This is a genomic window from Streptomyces sp. XY431 (assembly GCF_001279805.1).
Classification (GTDB): Bacteria; Actinomycetota; Actinomycetes; order Streptomycetales; family Streptomycetaceae; genus Kitasatospora; species Kitasatospora purpeofusca.
Window position 1 is genome coordinate 1 of record NZ_LGDO01000029.1, and the last position, 15,562, is coordinate 15,562.

Annotated in this window: 18 protein-coding genes; 7 read left to right on the forward strand and 11 right to left on the reverse strand. The window is 74.5% G+C overall.

Annotation, left to right across the window (positions count from 1 at the left end; translation table 11 throughout):
* The 3 genes from ADK60_RS05065 to sigE form a co-directional block, all read right to left on the reverse strand.
* Nucleotides 1–413 (reverse strand): sec-independent translocase (locus ADK60_RS05065; protein ID WP_107094506.1); only part of this gene is annotated, 413 nt, incomplete at its 3' end.
* Between the two features lie 140 nt (nucleotides 414–553).
* Nucleotides 554–1,567 (reverse strand): zf-HC2 domain-containing protein, encoded by a 1,014-nt coding sequence (locus ADK60_RS45585; protein ID WP_053643575.1) that lies wholly within the window; start codon nucleotides 1,565–1,567, stop codon nucleotides 554–556.
* On the reverse strand, nucleotides 1,564–2,304 hold the full coding sequence (sigE, locus tag ADK60_RS05075) for an RNA polymerase sigma factor SigE (RefSeq protein ID WP_045939050.1): 741 nt from the start codon (nucleotides 2,302–2,304) through the stop codon (nucleotides 1,564–1,566). Before sigE ends, ADK60_RS45585 begins: the two co-directional genes overlap by 4 nt.
* Before the next feature lie 354 nt (nucleotides 2,305–2,658).
* On the opposite strand from sigE, the gene ADK60_RS05080 reads away from it, so the two are divergent.
* Nucleotides 2,659–3,291: an O-methyltransferase gene (locus ADK60_RS05080; RefSeq protein WP_045939049.1), complete on the forward strand. Its 633-nt coding sequence runs from the start codon at nucleotides 2,659–2,661 to the stop codon at nucleotides 3,289–3,291.
* A 145-nt stretch (nucleotides 3,292–3,436) separates the two neighbouring features.
* Here the strand turns inward: ADK60_RS05080 and ADK60_RS41500 are convergent, their stop codons facing one another.
* Nucleotides 3,437–3,604 (reverse strand): DUF3117 domain-containing protein, encoded by a 168-nt coding sequence (locus tag ADK60_RS41500; protein WP_078880497.1) that lies wholly within the window; start codon nucleotides 3,602–3,604, stop codon nucleotides 3,437–3,439.
* Between the two features lie 289 nt (nucleotides 3,605–3,893).
* On the opposite strand from ADK60_RS41500, the gene ADK60_RS05085 reads away from it, so the two are divergent.
* Nucleotides 3,894–4,694, forward strand: coding sequence for an enoyl-CoA hydratase-related protein (locus ADK60_RS05085; RefSeq protein WP_030397157.1), 801 nt, complete (start codon nucleotides 3,894–3,896; stop codon nucleotides 4,692–4,694).
* A 47-nt stretch (nucleotides 4,695–4,741) separates the two neighbouring features.
* On the opposite strand, the gene ADK60_RS05090 is transcribed toward ADK60_RS05085, so the two are convergent.
* The gene (locus ADK60_RS05090) at nucleotides 4,742–5,344 is read right to left on the reverse strand and encodes a DNA-3-methyladenine glycosylase I (RefSeq protein ID WP_053643577.1); all 603 of its coding nucleotides are present in this window, start codon (nucleotides 5,342–5,344) and stop codon (nucleotides 4,742–4,744) included.
* Complete coding sequence (locus tag ADK60_RS05095) at nucleotides 5,341–5,772, reverse strand: DivIVA domain-containing protein (RefSeq protein WP_063772436.1); 432 nt, start codon at nucleotides 5,770–5,772, stop codon at nucleotides 5,341–5,343. Before ADK60_RS05095 ends, ADK60_RS05090 begins: the two co-directional genes overlap by 4 nt.
* A gap of 158 nt (nucleotides 5,773–5,930) precedes the next feature.
* On the opposite strand from ADK60_RS05095, the gene folP reads away from it, so the two are divergent.
* Nucleotides 5,931–6,743 carry a dihydropteroate synthase gene (gene folP / locus ADK60_RS05100; RefSeq protein ID WP_053643597.1) on the forward strand — a complete coding sequence of 271 codons (813 nt, stop codon included), beginning with the start codon at nucleotides 5,931–5,933 and terminating at the stop codon, nucleotides 6,741–6,743.
* Between the two features lie 26 nt (nucleotides 6,744–6,769).
* Here folP and ADK60_RS05105 read toward each other — a convergent pair whose 3' ends face one another.
* Together ADK60_RS05105 and dapE are read right to left on the reverse strand one after the other, a co-directional pair.
* A complete protein-coding gene (locus ADK60_RS05105) occupies nucleotides 6,770–7,579 on the reverse strand; it encodes an LOG family protein (protein ID WP_045939037.1) in 810 nt (269 codons plus the stop codon).
* A gap of 133 nt (nucleotides 7,580–7,712) precedes the next feature.
* On the reverse strand, nucleotides 7,713–8,786 hold the full coding sequence (gene dapE, locus ADK60_RS05110; RefSeq protein WP_045939036.1) for a succinyl-diaminopimelate desuccinylase: 1,074 nt from the start codon (nucleotides 8,784–8,786) through the stop codon (nucleotides 7,713–7,715).
* Nucleotides 8,787–8,988: 202 nt separating this feature from the next.
* On the opposite strand from dapE, the gene ADK60_RS05115 reads away from it, so the two are divergent.
* Nucleotides 8,989–10,017 (forward strand): VldE C-terminal domain-containing protein, encoded by a 1,029-nt coding sequence (locus tag ADK60_RS05115; protein WP_053643579.1) that lies wholly within the window; start codon nucleotides 8,989–8,991, stop codon nucleotides 10,015–10,017.
* 304 nt (nucleotides 10,018–10,321) lie between these two features.
* Nucleotides 10,322–11,107 (forward strand): hypothetical protein, encoded by a 786-nt coding sequence (locus tag ADK60_RS48310; RefSeq protein ID WP_053643581.1) that lies wholly within the window; start codon nucleotides 10,322–10,324, stop codon nucleotides 11,105–11,107.
* A 161-nt stretch (nucleotides 11,108–11,268) separates the two neighbouring features.
* On the opposite strand, the gene dapC is transcribed toward ADK60_RS48310, so the two are convergent.
* Nucleotides 11,269–12,420, reverse strand: coding sequence for a succinyldiaminopimelate transaminase (gene dapC, locus ADK60_RS05125; protein WP_045939034.1), 1,152 nt, complete (start codon nucleotides 12,418–12,420; stop codon nucleotides 11,269–11,271).
* A 22-nt stretch (nucleotides 12,421–12,442) separates the two neighbouring features.
* Nucleotides 12,443–12,769 (reverse strand): ferredoxin, encoded by a 327-nt coding sequence (gene fdxA / locus ADK60_RS05130; RefSeq protein ID WP_030061559.1) that lies wholly within the window; start codon nucleotides 12,767–12,769, stop codon nucleotides 12,443–12,445.
* 130 nt (nucleotides 12,770–12,899) lie between these two features.
* Between fdxA and ADK60_RS05135 the strand changes: the two genes are divergently transcribed.
* Together ADK60_RS05135 and ADK60_RS05140 are read left to right on the forward strand one after the other, a co-directional pair.
* Nucleotides 12,900–13,925 carry a GNAT family N-acetyltransferase gene (locus ADK60_RS05135; RefSeq protein ID WP_053643583.1) on the forward strand — a complete coding sequence of 342 codons (1,026 nt, stop codon included), beginning with the start codon at nucleotides 12,900–12,902 and terminating at the stop codon, nucleotides 13,923–13,925.
* Between the two features lie 68 nt (nucleotides 13,926–13,993).
* Complete coding sequence (locus tag ADK60_RS05140; RefSeq protein WP_045939033.1) at nucleotides 13,994–14,875, forward strand: transglutaminase family protein; 882 nt, start codon at nucleotides 13,994–13,996, stop codon at nucleotides 14,873–14,875.
* Between the two features lie 28 nt (nucleotides 14,876–14,903).
* Here ADK60_RS05140 and ADK60_RS05145 read toward each other — a convergent pair whose 3' ends face one another.
* Nucleotides 14,904–15,536, reverse strand: coding sequence for a response regulator transcription factor (locus ADK60_RS05145; protein WP_053643586.1), 633 nt, complete (start codon nucleotides 15,534–15,536; stop codon nucleotides 14,904–14,906).
* Nucleotides 15,537–15,562: the final 26 nt, after the last annotated feature.

A 15,562-nucleotide genomic window follows, 5' to 3' on the forward strand; every position in this document is an offset into this window, starting at 1 on the left:
CCCGGGGTGAGGGGGGCGCCGGCGGTCGCGGGGGCCGGGGTGGCGGCGGGCTTGTCGAAGGAGACGCTGCCGTTGCGGCCGTGCCCGTTCACCGGGGCGGCCGGCTTGTCGTCCAGCACCGAGCGGATGTCCAGGGACTCCCGCATGTCCTTGAGGCCCAGTGGGTCCTCCTCGCCGCCCATCAGCTGCTTGCGGACGAAGGTCTTCGGGTTGAGGTCCTCGAACTCGAAGTCCTTGAACTCGGGACCCAGTTCGCTGCGGATGTCCTCCTTCGCGGTGTCGGCGAAGGACCGGATCTTCCGGATGAACCCCATGGTGTCCTGGATCAGCTTCGGCAGCTTGTCCGGACCGAAGATCACGATGGCCATGATGGCCAGGGTCAGGACCTCCAGTGTGCCCACGTCACTGAACACCAAAGCTCCCTACGGTCGCGGGCGGATCGGACAAACGCTCCTCACAGCGTAATGGCCATCGGCGGGTCCATGACCCCCGGTGTGATGAAGCCGTGGTGAAGACCCGCCGATGACCGCGGCCCCGAAGGGGCCGGTGAGGTCTATCTGTTCTCGTGGTGCAGGCCGGCCACGCCGGTGCTCGGCGTGCGCTCGGGGAGCTCGTGCGGCGGCATCGCGCCCCGGGTGACCGCCACCGGGCGGACCGGCAGGTCCGCCGCCGGCACCTGGGCGTTCATCGGGACCATGCCGCCCCGGCCGCCACTGCCGGCCGGGCTGACCACGGTGCCGTGCTGGTCCTCGCCCGGACCGGAAATGCCGCCGACCCCGCCGAGCGTCACCGCGGCCACCGAGAAGGCCCCGGCGGCGGCGAAGACGAAGCGCCGGCCGCGCGGCGGGACCGGCCGGACCACCGGGGCGATCGCGGCCGCGGCCGCGGCCGCGGCCAGCGGCTGGACCGGGGCGTCCGGACGGGCGGTGCGGCGTCCGATCAGCGGGCGCAGCACCGCGCCGCCCCGGCCGAAGGCCCGCGGGTCGACCCCGGGCACCGGGGTGTCGGCGCCGAGCGCGCCGCCACCGAAGGAGGCGCCCGCGCCCCGGCCGAAGGAGCCGCCGTTCAGCCGGCTGCCGCCGAGGGTCCCGGTGCCGGCCACGCCGCCGCCGGGAAAGTCGTCGTCGTCCCGGCGCGGCCGGTCGGCGCGCGGCTGCGGCTCGTCCTCCGGGAGCGCGCCGACGGCCATCAGCCGGGCCATCAGCCCGGAGGACGGGCCGGGCGTGCCGGTCCGGGTCAGCAGGTGCTTGACCGCACGGCCCTCGTCGGCCTCGGCGAGGCACTGCGGACAGGTCGCCAGATGGGCCTGGACGCGGTCGCGCGAGTCGTGGCCGAGTTCACCGTCGACGAAGGCGGACAGCCGCTCCCCGAGGTGGTGCTCCTCCGCGGGGTCGACCGACCGGACGGCGACGGCGCGCAGGGCCGGCTCGGCCGGCAGCGCGGGACCGTCGACCGCTCCCGGCCCGTCCTGGCCCCGGCGGCCCAGCGCGGGCCAGCCGGCCCGGCGGGCGGCCGTGCGGCCGGGGGTGTCCGAGTGGCCCGGCCCGGACCGGCCGGTTCCGCTCACGATCGCCTCCGGCCGCGCCCGCCCGGCGCGGCCGGAGCCTCGCCGGCGACGGCGCCGACCGGGACCGGCTGCTCCTCGGCGCCGCCGCCCCGGCGCTCACGGCCGGGGGCCGAGCCGGGGGCGCGGTGCTTGAGGGCGGCGCGCAGGTGCGAGCGGCCGCGGTGGATGCGGCTGCGGACGGTGCCGAGCTTGACGCCGAGCGTGGCGGCGATCTCCTCGTAGGAGAGGCCCTCGATGTCGCAGAGCACCACGGCGGCACGGAACTCGGGCGCCAGGGTGTCCAGGGCGTGCTGGACGTCGGCGTCGAAGTGGGTGTCGCTGAAGTGCTGGGCCGGGCTGGGCTCGCGGGAGGCGAGCCGCTCCGCCGCGTCGTCGCCGAGCGCGTCGAAGCGGATGCGCTGGCGGCGGCGGACCATGTCCAGGAAGAGGTTGGTGGTGATCCGGTGCAGCCAGCCCTCGAACGTGCCGGGGGTGTAGGTGGACAGCGAACGGAAGACCCGGACGAAGACCTCCTGGGTGAGGTCCTCGGCGTCGTGCTGGTTACCGGTCAGCCGGTAGGCGAGCCGGTAGACGCGCGCACTGTGGGCCTCGACGATCTCCTCCCAGCTGGGCGGAGTCCAGGTCTGCGCGTCGGGGCCCTCGGCGAAGGTCGCGAGGGCGGGGGCCTCGGCAGTGCCGGCGGGCGCCTCGGGCGCGGCGGCCGGCTGGTCCAGGGTGGAGTGCGCAGGCTGGTTCATCACGGGCTTCGGCGTACGGGCCGACGCGGTGCCGCGGGAGTGCCGCCGCACGGGGACGTCGCCCTCGGCCACACCTCCTCGGTCGGCTCTTCTGCCCAGCAGGGCCACCACCATATCCACCTCGCCCGTCAAGCCCGGATAAGAAGTGTCCGGGACCGCCTCCGGTATCCGCGGCACCGTCCGGCCCGCGGCAGCGGCTCCGGGAGGGTGTCCGGGACGGCCTGTTCGCCCGGTCCCTGCTCCATCAACGGCCCGCCGCCGTACGCGGTTCCCGCCCGGCCAGTAATCTGTGGCAGGAAATATCGACATCCGCTCGGCGCCGGGCCGCCACCCGGGGCTCCGAAAGAGGCAGCCATCAGCGAGTTCGGGCCCGCGCGTACGGCGCTCGCCGACACCTTCGTCGGCGAGGACGCGGTGCTGACCTACGCCCGGGCGCAGTCCGCGCGCACCGGGATCCGGGCGATCGGCCCGAGCGGCGGCGCCTGTCTGCGGCTGCTGGCCGCCGCGTCGGGCGCCAAGGCGGTGGCCGAGATCGGCACCGGGACGGGCGTCTCCGGGGTGTACCTGCTGCGCGGGATGCGGCCGGACGGCGTGCTCACCACCGTCGACTCGGAGCCGGTCCGCCAGCAGCTGGCGAAGGAGGCCTACCAGGCCGCCGGGTTCGCGGCCAACCGGTCGCGGTTCATACCGGGCCGGGCCCTGGAGGTGCTGCCGAGGCTCGCCGACGGCCAGTACGACCTGGTGTTCTGCGACGGGGACCCGGCGGAGTCAGGCGCGTACCTGGAGGAGTCGCTGCGGCTGCTGCGGCCGGGCGGGACGGTCTGCTTCGAGGGCGTGTTCCAGGAGGGCCGACTGGCCGAACCGGAGCTCCAGGACCCGCGGACCAGGTCGATGCGCGACCTCGTCCGGGACGTCCGGGAGAGCGACGCCCTGCTGCCCGCGCTGCTGCCGGTGTCGGACGGGCTGCTCTGCGCCGTGAAGCGGTAGCGGCGGCGCGCGGCCACCGGAACGCGGACACCCGGGCACGCGGAAAGGCACGCCCGGGGGCGGAACGTACCGGGCCCGGGACGACGCGATGGTCGTACCCGGGCCCGGCGGCACATCTCCAGGAGATGGCGAGCACCTGCTGCGGTCAGCCGCAGGCCTTCTTCAGGGCCTCGCCGAGGGCGTGGGCCTCGTCGGGCGTGAGCTCCACCACGAGGCGTCCGCCGCCTTCGAGCGGAACGCGCATGATGATGCCCCGCCCCTCTTTGGTGACTTCGAGCGGGCCGTCACCCGTCCGCGGCTTCATGGCCGCCATGCTCGTTCCCCTTCCTGCAACCGCTCAGCTACGCACCGGCAGTCCGTCCACCGCCGGTATCGAACGCATTGATCGGAAGCCATTATCCCGCATGCCACGGCCTGATGACCAACATCACTCTCGGTGCAACCTCGTCCGGACCGCCGCAATCCCTCCCAATAACCGGCATAAGCCCCGGCGCGGCGCCGGTCCGTACGCCACCGGAAGGTGCGATACCTCACACTCCCCAGGCGGGCCGGGGCTCCGGCATCCTGGCAGCCCACGATCACGAGCAAGGGAGCTCTCGTCCATGTCCGATTCGGTGCTGTACGAGCTGGACGGCGGCCTGGCCGTCATCACGATCAACCGCCCCGGGGCGATGAACGCGCTGGACGTCCCGACCAAGGTGGCGCTGCGTGACACCGTGACCGCCGCCGCCGAGGACCCGGCCGTGCGCGCGGTGCTGCTGACCGGCGCGGGCGACCGGGCGTTCTGCGTCGGGCAGGACCTCAAGGAGCACCTGGGCCTGCTGAAGCGGGCCGAGGAGACCGGCGAGGGCGCGCTGCGGACGGTGGCCGAGCACTACAACCCGCTGCTGCGGGCGCTCGCCGGGATGCGCAAGCCGACGGTGGCCGCGGTCGGCGGGGTGGCGGCCGGGGCGGGCGCCTCGCTGGCCTTCGCCTGTGACTTCCGGATCGTGGCGGACACCGCGGGCTTCAACACCGCGTTCGCCGGGATCGCGCTGACCGCCGACTCCGGGGCCTCCTGGACCCTGCCGCGGCTGGTCGGCCACGCGCGGGCGACCGAGCTGCTGATGCTGCCGCGCACCGTGAAGGCGGCCGAGGCGATGGAGCTGGGCCTGGCCACCAAGGTCGTTCCGGCCGCCGAACTGGCCGCCACCGCCCGGGTGTTCGCCAAGGAGCTGGCCGAGGGCCCGACGGTGGCCTACGGCGCGATCAAGGAGTCCCTGGCGTACGGCGCCTCGCACTCGCTGAGCGAGCTGCTCGACAAGGAGGACGAGCTGCAGACCCTGGCCGGCGCGAGCGAGGACCACCGGATCGCGGTCCGCGCCTTCATCGCCAAGGAGAAGCCGGCCTACCTGGGCCGCTAGGGCGTGACCCCACCCGCACCCCGGTTCGGGCCCGGTTCAGGCCCCGTTCAGGCCCGGACCGGCCCTGCGGGCGCGGTACGGACGTGGCAGTCGGCGAGGTGGTCGTCCACCAGTCCGCAGGCCTGCATCAGCGCGTAGGCGGTGGTCGGGCCGACGAACCGGAAACCGGCCTTCTTCAGGGCCTTGGCGAGCGCCGTCGACTCGGGCGTGACGGCCGGCACCTCGTCCAGGGTGCGGGGCGCCGGCCGGTCCGGGTCCCCGGCGAACCCCCAGATCAGCGCGTCCAGTCCGCCGTCGAGCTCACGGGCGACCCGGGCATTGGCGATCGACGCCTCGATCTTGGCCCGGTTGCGGATGATCCCGGTGTCCGCGAGCAGCCGCTCGACGTCGGCGGGGCCGAACTCGGCGACCTCGGCGATCGCGAAGCCGGCGAAGGCGGCCCGGAAGCCCTCGCGGCGGCGCAGGATGGTGATCCAGGACAGGCCGGACTGGAAGGCCTCCAGGCAGACCCGCTCGAACAGGGCGTCGTCGCCGCGCACCGGGCGGCCCCACTCGGTGTCGTGGTAGATCCGGTAGTCGTCCGCCGAGTCGCCCCAGGCGCAGCGGCGCAGCCCGTCCGCCCCCAGGACGGCGCTGGTGCCGGCGCTCACCGCTCCCCGTCCGGCACGGCGTCCTCGGGGGCCGCGGTGGACTTGGTGAGGGCGACGGCGGGCTCGACCACCAGGGCGAACTCCTCCAGGCCGGGCAGCGGTTCGGCGCCTGGCTCGGGGCGGTCGGTCGCCTCGACGGCGCCGCGCACGGCGGCCAGCGCCTCCAGCTCGGCGATCCGGACGTCCCGGTGGGCGAGTTCGGCGCCCAGCCGGTCGAGGACGTCGTCCACCTCGTCCATCCGGTAGCCGCGCAGGGCCATCGGCAGGCGCAGCGCGTCCACGTCGGCCCGGCCCAGCGGGCGGTCCTGCGGCAGCCGGGCGGAGATCCGGTCCTGCACGGCCTCGGGCAGCGAACCGCCGCCGCCCAGCGCCACCAGGGCGGCGCCGCCGACCACTACGGCCATGGCCACCACGATCACCCAGAACACGAGCGGTCCTCCCGATTCTCCGGCCGGCCCCGACAGGAGTGGGATCATGGTCCCGATGGGCCGGGGGGGCCATCATCGCACCCGCAGCAGCTGTGGAGGAGACATCGGTGGCACTGCGCCTGGGACCACGGGAATTCGGCGACGACGAGCTTGTGATCATGGCGATCGTCAACCGGACACCGGACTCGTTCTTCGACAAGGGCTCGACCTTCGCCGACGAGGCCGCGTTCGAGGCCGCCGACCGCGCGATGGCGGAGGGCGCGGCGATCCTCGACATCGGCGGGGTGAAGGCCGGGCCGGGTGACGAGGTGACCGTCGAGGAGGAACTGCGGCGCACGGTGCCGTTCGTGGCGGAGCTGCGCAAGCGCCACCCCGGGGCCGTGATCAGTGTGGACACCTGGCGGCACGAGGTCGGCGAGGCGGTCTGCGAGGTCGGCGCCGACCTGCTGAACGACGCCTGGGGCGGGGTGGACCCGCGGCTGGCCGAGGTGGCCGCCCGCCACGACGTCGGGCTGGTCTGCACGCACGCCGGCGGCGCGGAGCCACGCACCCGGCCGCACCGGGCCGGCTACCAGGACGTGATGGCGGACATCCTGCGGGTCACCGTCGGGCTGGCCGAGCGGGCGGTGGAGCTGGGTGTGCGGCGGGACGCGGTGCTGATCGACCCGGGGCACGACTTCGGGAAGAACACCCGGCACTCGCTGGAGGCGACCCGGCGGCTGCCGGAGATGACCGCGACCGGCTTCCCGGTCCTGGTGTCGCTGTCGAACAAGGACTTCGTCGGCGAGACGCTGGACCGGCCGGTGAACGAGCGGCTGCTCGGCACCCTGGCGACCACGGCGGTCTCCGCCTGGCTGGGCGCCCAGGTGTACCGGGTGCACCAGGTGGCGGAGACCCGGCAGGTGCTCGACATGGTCTCCTCGATCCGCGGCACCCGCCCGCCGGCCGTGGCCCGCCGGGGGCTGGCGTAAGGGCCTCCAGGGCCCCTAGGACACGCCTAGATCTCGTTCACGGGCCGGCGGGCGTCGGCGAGGATCTTCATGACCTCGTCGATGTCGTCGGTCACGTGGAAGAGCTCCAGGTCGTGCGGGGCCGCCTTGCCCTGGGCGACCAGGGTGTTCCGCAGCCAGTCGACCAGTCCGCCCCAGTACGCGCTGCCGAAGAGGATCACCGGGAAGCGGGTGACCTTCTTCGTCTGCACCAGGGTGAGCGCCTCGAACAGCTCGTCCAGGGTGCCCAGGCCGCCGGGCAGGACGACGAAGCCCTGCGAGTACTTCACGAACATCGTCTTGCGGACGAAGAAGTAACGGAAGTTCAGCCCGAGGTCGACGAACTCGTTGAGCCCCTGCTCGAAGGGGAGCTCGATGCCAAGCCCGACGCTGAGCCCGCCGGCGTCCGAGGCGCCCCGGTTGGCCGCCTCCATCGCGCCGGGGCCGCCGCCGGTGATCACCGCGAAGCCGGCCTCGACCAGGGCCCGGCCGATCGCCACGCCCGCGGCGTACTCGGGCGAGTCGACCGGGGTCCGTGCGGAGCCGAAGACACTGATCGCGGGCGGGAGTTCGGCGAGCGCGCCGAAGCCCTCGACGAATTCCGAGGTGATGCGCAGGACCCGCCAGGGGTCGGTGTGCAGCCAGTCGGTCGGGCCGGTGGTGTCCAGCAGCCGCTGGTCCGTGGTGCTCTCGCCGACCTGGTCCCGGCGCACCAGCACCGGGCCCTTCTGCTTCTCGGGCCACGCCTTCTTCGGGCGCGGCTCGCCCACCTGCTCAGGACCGTGGCCGTAGTGCTTTTCGTCTCCAGTGCCTGTCATGACGAAACCCTACGCCCCTGCCTCCCCTTTTTCAGGCAACGGTGGAAGGTCGGTTGGGCAACCGGAAGATGGCGTTCGGCCGATGGTCGGACGGTCGGACCGGCCGCTGGACCGGTCCGGCCGTCCGCCGGGTTCAGGCCGTCAGCCAGGCCCGCAGCCGCTCCTCGGTCTCGGCGATCGCGCTCAGCGAGCAGTGCTCGTCGCGCTTGTGCGCCATGTTCGGGTCGCCCGGGCCGTAGTTGACCGCCGGGACGCCGAGCGCGCTGAACCGGGCCACGTCGGTCCAGCCGAACTTGGCGCGGGCGGTGCCGCCGGTGGCGGTGAGGAACGCCCGGGCGGCCGGCTGGTTGAGGCCGGGCAGCGCGCCCGGGGCGAAGTCGGTGACGGTGACCTCGAAGCCGTCGAAGACCTCGCGCACGTGCTTCTCGGCCTCGGCCTCGTCGCGGTCCGGCGCGAAGCGGAAGTTGACCGTCACCACGCACTCGTCGGGGATCACATTGCCGGCCACGCCGCCGTCGATCCGCACCGCGTTGAGGCCCTCGTGGTACTCCAGGCCGTCGATGTCGACCTTGCGCGCCCGGTACTCGGAGAGCCGGCGCAGCACCTCGCCGGCGTGGTGGATGGCGTTGTCGCCGAGCCAGCTGCGGGCCGAGTGGGCCCGGACGCCGGTCAGCCGGACCTGGGCGCGCAGGGTGCCCTGGCAGCCGCCCTCGACGACCGCCCCGCTGGGCTCCATGAGCACCGCGAAGTCGGCGGTCAGCCAGTCCGGGTGGGCCTGGGCGAGGTGGCCGAGGCCGTTGCGGTGGGCCTCCACCTCCTCGCAGTCGTAGAAGACGAAGGTGAGGTCCCGGTTGGGCTCGGGCAGGGTGGCCGCGAGCCGGAGCTGGACGGCGACGCCGGACTTCATGTCCGAGGTGCCGCAGCCGAAGAGCAGGTCGCCCTCGACCCAGGAGGGCACGTTGTCGGCGATCGGCACGGTGTCGATGTGGCCGGCGAGCAGGACGCGTTCGGCGCGGCCGAGGTTCGTGCGGGCGACGACGTTGTTGCCGTAGCGGTCGACGGTCAGGTGCGGGAGGGCCCGCAGGGCGTCCTCCACGGCGTCGGCGAGCGCCTGCTCGTCGCCGCTGACGGAGGGGAAGTCGACCAGCTGGGCGGTCAGCGCGCCGCCGTCGAGGGTGAGGTCAAGGGGCGTCTTCGAGCTGCTCATGGTCGTCCAGCGTAGTCCCGTCCGGGAACCCGTCCCCGAACCCGGACGGATCCCGCACGGCTCCCGGACGGATCCCGCACGGATCCGGGCCGTGGCCGGCCTGTGACGGCTTCGGTGCCGTCCCGGGGCAACCGTCCGCCGCCGCACACCCGTCCGAGTGGGTACGGTGTCGGTTCGAGGTGCTCGGTGGAGAGGGGCGGCGGTGGCCAGGCGGAAGAGCGGCGGCGGGGACGGTGACGCGGCGCCGCCGCGGCGCCGCAGGCCGGTGCGCGCGGTGCTGATCGTCCTGCTGGTGCTGACCGTGGTCGCGGTGGGGCTGTACTGGCTGCGCGACCAGAAGCTGCTGACCCCCGAGGGCTGCTCGGTGAAGACCCCGGCCGGCGAGGGGACGCTGGAGGTTCCGCAGGCCGCCAACGCCGCGACCATCGCCGCCGTCGCGCACGCCCGCGGTCTGCCGGACCGGGCGGTGACCATCTCGCTGGCCACCGCGATGCAGGAGTCCAAGATCCGCAACCTGGCCGGCGGCGACCGGGACTCGGTGGGCCTGTTCCAGCAGCGGCCCTCGCAGGGCTGGGGCACCGTGCAGCAGATCATGGACCCGGTCTACGCGACCAACAAGTTCCTGGACGGCCTGGTGAAGGTGCCCGGCTACACCCGGCTGCCGCTGACCGACGCGGCCCAGCAGGTGCAGAAGAGCGGCTACCCGCAGGCCTACGCCAAGCACGAGACCAAGGCCACCCTGCTGGCCTCCGCGCTGACCGGCCGGGAGGCGGCCGCGCTGAACTGCGTGGTGCACGACTTCGCCGCGCCGGACACCGACGAGGAGGAGTCCTCGCCGGCCCCGGCCGGGGCCGCGCCGGACACCGGCGCGACGGCGGCGGCCCGCCCGGACCGGGCGCAGGTGCTGAGCGACCGGGTGCGCCGCGAGTTCGGCCGGACGGTGACCCCGGCGGCCGGTTACACGTCCACGGTGAAGGGCGCCGAGAACGCCGTCTCGCTGACCCCGGACCCGACCGCGTCCACCGACTCCGGGCCGGAGGCCGAACGGCAGAACGGCTGGGCGGTGGCGCACTGGGCAGTGACCCAGGCGCAGCGGCTGGGCATCGAGACCGTCGCCTACGACGGTCGGATCTGGCGGAAGGCGAAGTCCGAGGACGGCTGGAAGCCGCAGTCGACCGGGACGTCGACCAAGCTGGTGCTGGTCTCGCTGGCGCCTCCCGCGAAGGGCTGAGAGCCGGGGGTCCCGGTGGCTGACGCACTGGTGTCCGGGTTGCCGCCGTACGAGTGATTCGCGTCAACACAGGTGGACAGGCGGACGGCCGGGCCGGGCGGGGCGCAGAACCGTCACTCCCCTTGGCCCGTCGCACGCCCGCACCCCCGGTCCGGCCCCGGGAGCGGCTCCCCGTGCGGTCATACCGTCAGATGGTCGGTACGACGTTTTCCTTGCACCGGCCGAAACCTTCTGGCTTCTCAAGCGGTAACACCGTTGTCCGCCCGGCGGACGGAACGGACCCAGACCCCTTTCGAGGAGCCCCATGTCTCACCCCCTCACGCGCCGGATCGCCCAGGCCGCCCTGCTCGTGGCGGCCGGCGCGACCCCGCTGGTCGCGGCCGGCTCCGCGTCCGCCGCGGACGCCCTGCTGCCGAAGAGCGACCTGGCCGCCCCACTGGGCCAGCTGACCAACACCGACACGGGTTCCACCCTGCAGCACACCACCCACGAGCTGGGCCAGGCCGCCGGGACCACCGGCGCCGCGACCGTGGCCGCGGGTGTGCCCGCCACCGCCGACGCCACCGGCAACATCGTCGCCCAGCAGCTCCCCGAGGCGAACGAGAAGGCCAGCTCGCTGACCGCCCCGGTGGACCAGACCGCCGCCACCACCGGCCAGCTCTCGGGCGTCACCCCGAAGGTCGCCAAGACCCTGGCCGGGAAGCTCGGCGAGGCCGTCACCGGCCGCGCCGCCGGCCCGCAGCGCAGCGCGCAGAGCGGGGCAAACCCGGTCGGCGGGCTCTCCCAGGCCGGTGCGGTCGCCAACGCCGTCCCGGGCGCGGGCGGGCTGACCCAGGCCGTCCCCAGCACCAACGCCGTCACCGACGCGCTGCCGCTCGGCGCCGTCGGCCGGGCCGTCCCCGGTGGTCTGACCTCCGGCCTGCCCGGCGCCGACGTGCTCGGCCTGGCCGAGCACGGTTCGGCCAACCGCCTGGGCGGCGCCGACCTCGGCCCGAACAGCCCGCTGAACGGCCTCGGCGGCCTCACCGGCGCGCTCGGCCCGATCGGCGGCCTGCTGGGCGGCGTCAACGGCGGCGGCCTCGGCCTCTAGGGCGCCCCAGTCCTGCCCGCAGTCCTCGCGGCTCACCGCGGTTCCGCCGCGTTCCGCCCGCGGCTCCCGTCCCCCCGGGGGGCGGCGGCACCCCGGTACGACGACGGCGAAGGGGCCGGTGTTCCTCCTCGGAACACCGGCCCCTTCGGCCTTCCACGCGGTCAGCGCGCCGCGTTCAGCCGCTCCACCGCCGCCGCGACCCGCTCGTCGGTCGCGGTGAACGCCACCCGGACGAACCGGTCGCCGGCCGGACCGTAGAAGTCGCCGGGCGCCACCAGGATGCCCAGTCCGGCGAGTTCGGCGACGGTCTCCCAGCACGGCCGGTCCTGGGTCGCCCACAGGTAGAGGCTCGCCTCCGAGTGCTCGATCCGGAAGCCGTACGCCTCCAGCGCCGCCCGCAGCGCCGCCCGCCGGGCCGCGTAGCGCTCCCGCTGCTCGGCCACGTGCGCGTCGTCCCCGAGCGCGGCCACCGTCGCGGCCTGGACCGGGGCCGGCACGATCATGCCGCCGTGCTTGCGCACCTCCAGCAGCTCCTTGACCACCACCGGGTCGCCCGCCACGAAGGAGGCGCGGTAGCCGGCCAGGTTGGAGCGCTTGGACAGCGAGTGCAGCGCGAGCAGGCCCTCGTGGCCGTCCCCGCAGATGTCCGGGCGCAGCACCGAGACCGGCTCGGCCTCCCAGCCCAGTTCCAGGTAGCACTCGTCGCTGACCAGCAGCACCCGGTGCTCGCGCGCCCACGCCACCGTGCGGCGCAGCTCGTCGGCGCCGAGCACCCGCCCGGTCGGGTTGGACGGCGAGTTGACCCACAGCAGGCGCACCCGGGAGCCGTCCAGCTCGTCCACCGAGTCGTACTCGACCGGCTCGGCGCCGCACAGCCGGGCGCCGACCTCGTACGTCGGGTAGGCCAGCCGCGGGTAGGCGACCTGGTCGCCGGGGCCGAGGCCGAGCTGGGTCGGCAGCCAGGCCACCAGCTCCTTGGAGCCGACGGTCGGCAGGACGGCCCGCGGGCCGATCTCCGCGCCGAGCCGGCGCCGCAGCCAGCCGGCGACGGCCTCGCGCAGCTCCTCCGGGCCCCACACGGTCGGATAGCCGGGGGTGTCCGTCGCGGCGGCGAGCGCCTTCTGGATCACCTCGGGGACCGGGTCCACCGGGGTGCCCACCGAGAAGTCGCAGAGCCCGCCCGGGTGGGCGAGCGCCGTGGCCTTGTAGGGCTCCAGCTTGTCCCAGGGGAACACCGGCAGGAGGTCGGAAACGCGGCGCGCCGCCCCCGGGTGGCCCGGGAACGGCGCGTGCGTGCTGTTCTTGGTAGTCACAGCTGAATTGCCACCGATCCGGTCAGTGGTCGGCGTTCTGCGGCGGCAGAGCGGCGATGAACGGGTGGTCGCGCTCGATCAGGCCGAGCTTCGACGCACCGCCGGGCGAACCGAGGTCGTCGAAGAACTCGACGTTCGCCTTGTAGTAGTCCTTCCACTCCTCCGGAGTGTCGTCCTCGTAGAAGATCGCCTCGACCGGGCAGACCGGCTCGCAAGCACCACAGTCGACACACTCATCCGGGTGGATGTAGAGCGATCGCTCGCCCTCGTAGATGCAGTCAACCGGGCACTCTTCGATGCAGGCCTTGTCCTTGACGTCGACACAAGGCTGCGCGATGACGTAGGTCACGCTGTCGTTCCTCCTCGGAAGGGCTCGGCGGCCCATTCTGTTTTCTCGCGTGCGCGGGTGAGCGCGGTGTCGTCGATGCCCGCCCCTAGTATCGCGGGTCGGAGACCGCAAATGCACAGGAGGTGCCCAGATGGCCGTCGAAGGGCCGGTTCAGGACCGTCCGGAGGTCCGGGTGGATCGCTCCGACGTGGGCCGGAGAGTCTCCGTACGACGGCTCACCGGCTTCGCCGACGACAACCGGCCAGTCTTCCGCGACGTGATCGGCGTGCTCGTCTCCTGGGACGACGAGGGCCTGACGGTGGTGCCGCGGACCGGCGGACCGGTCTCCTTCGACGAGCGGCTGCTGGTCGCGGGGAAGCCGGTGCCGCTCTTCCCCGCCCGGCGCGCGCCGCTGCCGCCGACCGACCCGGTCGGGCTCCAGCGGACCGCCGCCCGCGGCTGGCCGGCCGTCGAGCAGGAGCCGCTGGGCGAATGGACCCTGCGCGCCTCGGCCGGCTTCACCCGGCGGGCCAACTCCGCCCTGGCACTCGGCGATCCCGGCCTGCCGCTCGACCGGGCGCTGGCGGCCGTCAGCGCCTGGTACGCGGCGCGCGGACTGCCGGCGATGCTGGAGGTCTGCACCCCGGGCTCGCCGGAGGGCCTGCGCGAGGAGCTGGACCGCCGGGGCGCCACCTGCGCGCGGACCCTGGTCCGGGTCGCGCCGCTGGCCGGGCTCGCCCGTGGCGGCACGCCCGCCGCCCTCGACCGGGTGCGGCTGTCCCGGACCGCCGACGCGGCCTGGCTGTCGCTGTACCGGCGGACGGGCGGCGGCCCGGCGGTGGAGGAGGCCGCCCTGCGGGTGGTCCGCGGCGGGCCGTCGGTCTGGTTCGCCAGCGTGCCGGGCGCCGGTCCCGACCGGGCGCCGCTGGCCGTCGGCCGCTGCGTCGTCGACGGGCCGTGGGCCGGTTTCGGCGCGGTCGAGGTCGCCGCGCACGCGCGCCGGGCCGGACTGGCCACCGCGGTCATGGCGGTGCTCGCGGCCCGGGCCGCCGAGGAGGGCGCGAGCGGCGGGTACTTGCAGGTCGAGGCGGAGAACTCCGGGGCGATCGCGCTCTATGACGGCCTGGGCTTCACGACCAGTCACACTTACCAGTACGCACTCCTGCCGCAGGGGTAGGAGTCCCGGCCGCTCCCCCGCGCGTCCCTCCCCGTCCGCCCGTCCGTACGAAAGCCGCCGCCACCGCCGTGACCGAGCAGAGCAGAGCACGCTTCCGGACCGAGGCCAGGGCCGAGCACCCCGATCCGGTGCTGCTCTGCGTGCTCGCGGCCGCCGAACACACCCCCGCCCCCGACCCCTCGGACCCGGACGGCCTCGACGGCCCGCCCGCGCCCGACGCCCTGCTCGCCGCCTGCGAGGCGGCGCTGGAGCGGCACGCGGCCGCCGTGCGGCGCGCCGTCGCCGAACGCGCCCCGGCCGGACCGGAGGAGACCGCGGCGCTGCTGGCCGCCGTCCTCGGCGGGCGCGAGCGGTTCCACGGGCGGAAGTCCGACTACCGGCGGCTGGAGTCCTCGCTGCTGCCGGAGGTGCTGCGGCGGCGCCGCGGACTGCCGATCATGCTGTCGCTGGTCTGGTGGGCGGTCGCCCGCCGGGCCGGGCTCACGGTGCACGGGGTCGCCCTGCCCGGCCACTTCGTCGTCGCGGTCGGCGGGCCCGCCGGCGGCGACGACTACGTGCTGGCCGACCCCTTCCACGGCGGCCGGCTGCTCGACCTCGACGGGGTGGCCGAGCTGGTGCGCGCCGCCGGGCACGAGTTCACCCCCGAACTGCTCACCCCCGCACAGCCGCTGGACACCGTGCTGCGGGTGCTCGGCAACATCCGCGGCTGGGCCGCCGACCGGCCCGAGCACGCCCGCACCCAGCTCTGGGCCACCGAACTCGCCCTGCTGCTCCCCCGCCACCCCGCCCAACTCCGGCTCGAACGCGCCGAACTGCTGGTGCGCACCGGCGACTTCCTGGGCGGGGCCGGGGAGATGGACGAGTACGCCGCGATCCTGGACGCCTTCGACCCCGACGCCGCCGCCAAGGTCCGTCAGGAGGCCCGCGCCGCCCGCCACCGGCTCAACTGAGCCGGGGCCCGGGGGCGATCGGCGGGCCCTAGAGCCAGCCCTTCTCCCGGGCGATCCGGACCGCCTCGGTGCGGTTGCGGGCCTCGGTCTTCTGGATCGCCATCGAGAGGTAGTTGCGCACAGTGCCCTCGGACAGGTGCAGCCGCCCGGCGATGTCCGCGTTCACCGCGCCGTCCGCCGCGGCCGCCAGCACGTCCCGCTCCCGGGCGGTCAGCGGGTTCGCCCCCTCGGCGAGCGCCGCCGCGGCCAGGACCGGGTCGATCACCCGCTCGCCGCGCAGCACCCGGCGGATGGCCTCGGCCAGCTCGGCGGCGGGCGCGTCCTTCACCAGGAAGGCGTCCGCGCCGGACTCCATCGCCCGCCGCAGGTAGCCGGGGCGGCCGAAGGTCGTCGCGATCACCACCTTGGTCTGCGGCCGCCGCTTGCGCAGCAGCGCCGCGGCCTCGATCCCGGTCATCCCCGGCATCTCGATGTCCAGCACCGCCACCTGCACGTCGTGCGCGACCGCAGCGTCCACCACCTCGTCCCCGCGCCCGACCTGGGCGACGACGTCGATGTCCCCCTCCAGCCCGAGCAGCGCGGCCAGCGCCTCCCGGACCATCCCCTGGTCCTCCGCCAACAGCACCCGCACCGAGGGCCGGTCGCCCTGATTGTCACTCATGCCGCCCGACCCTACGGCGTCCCCAC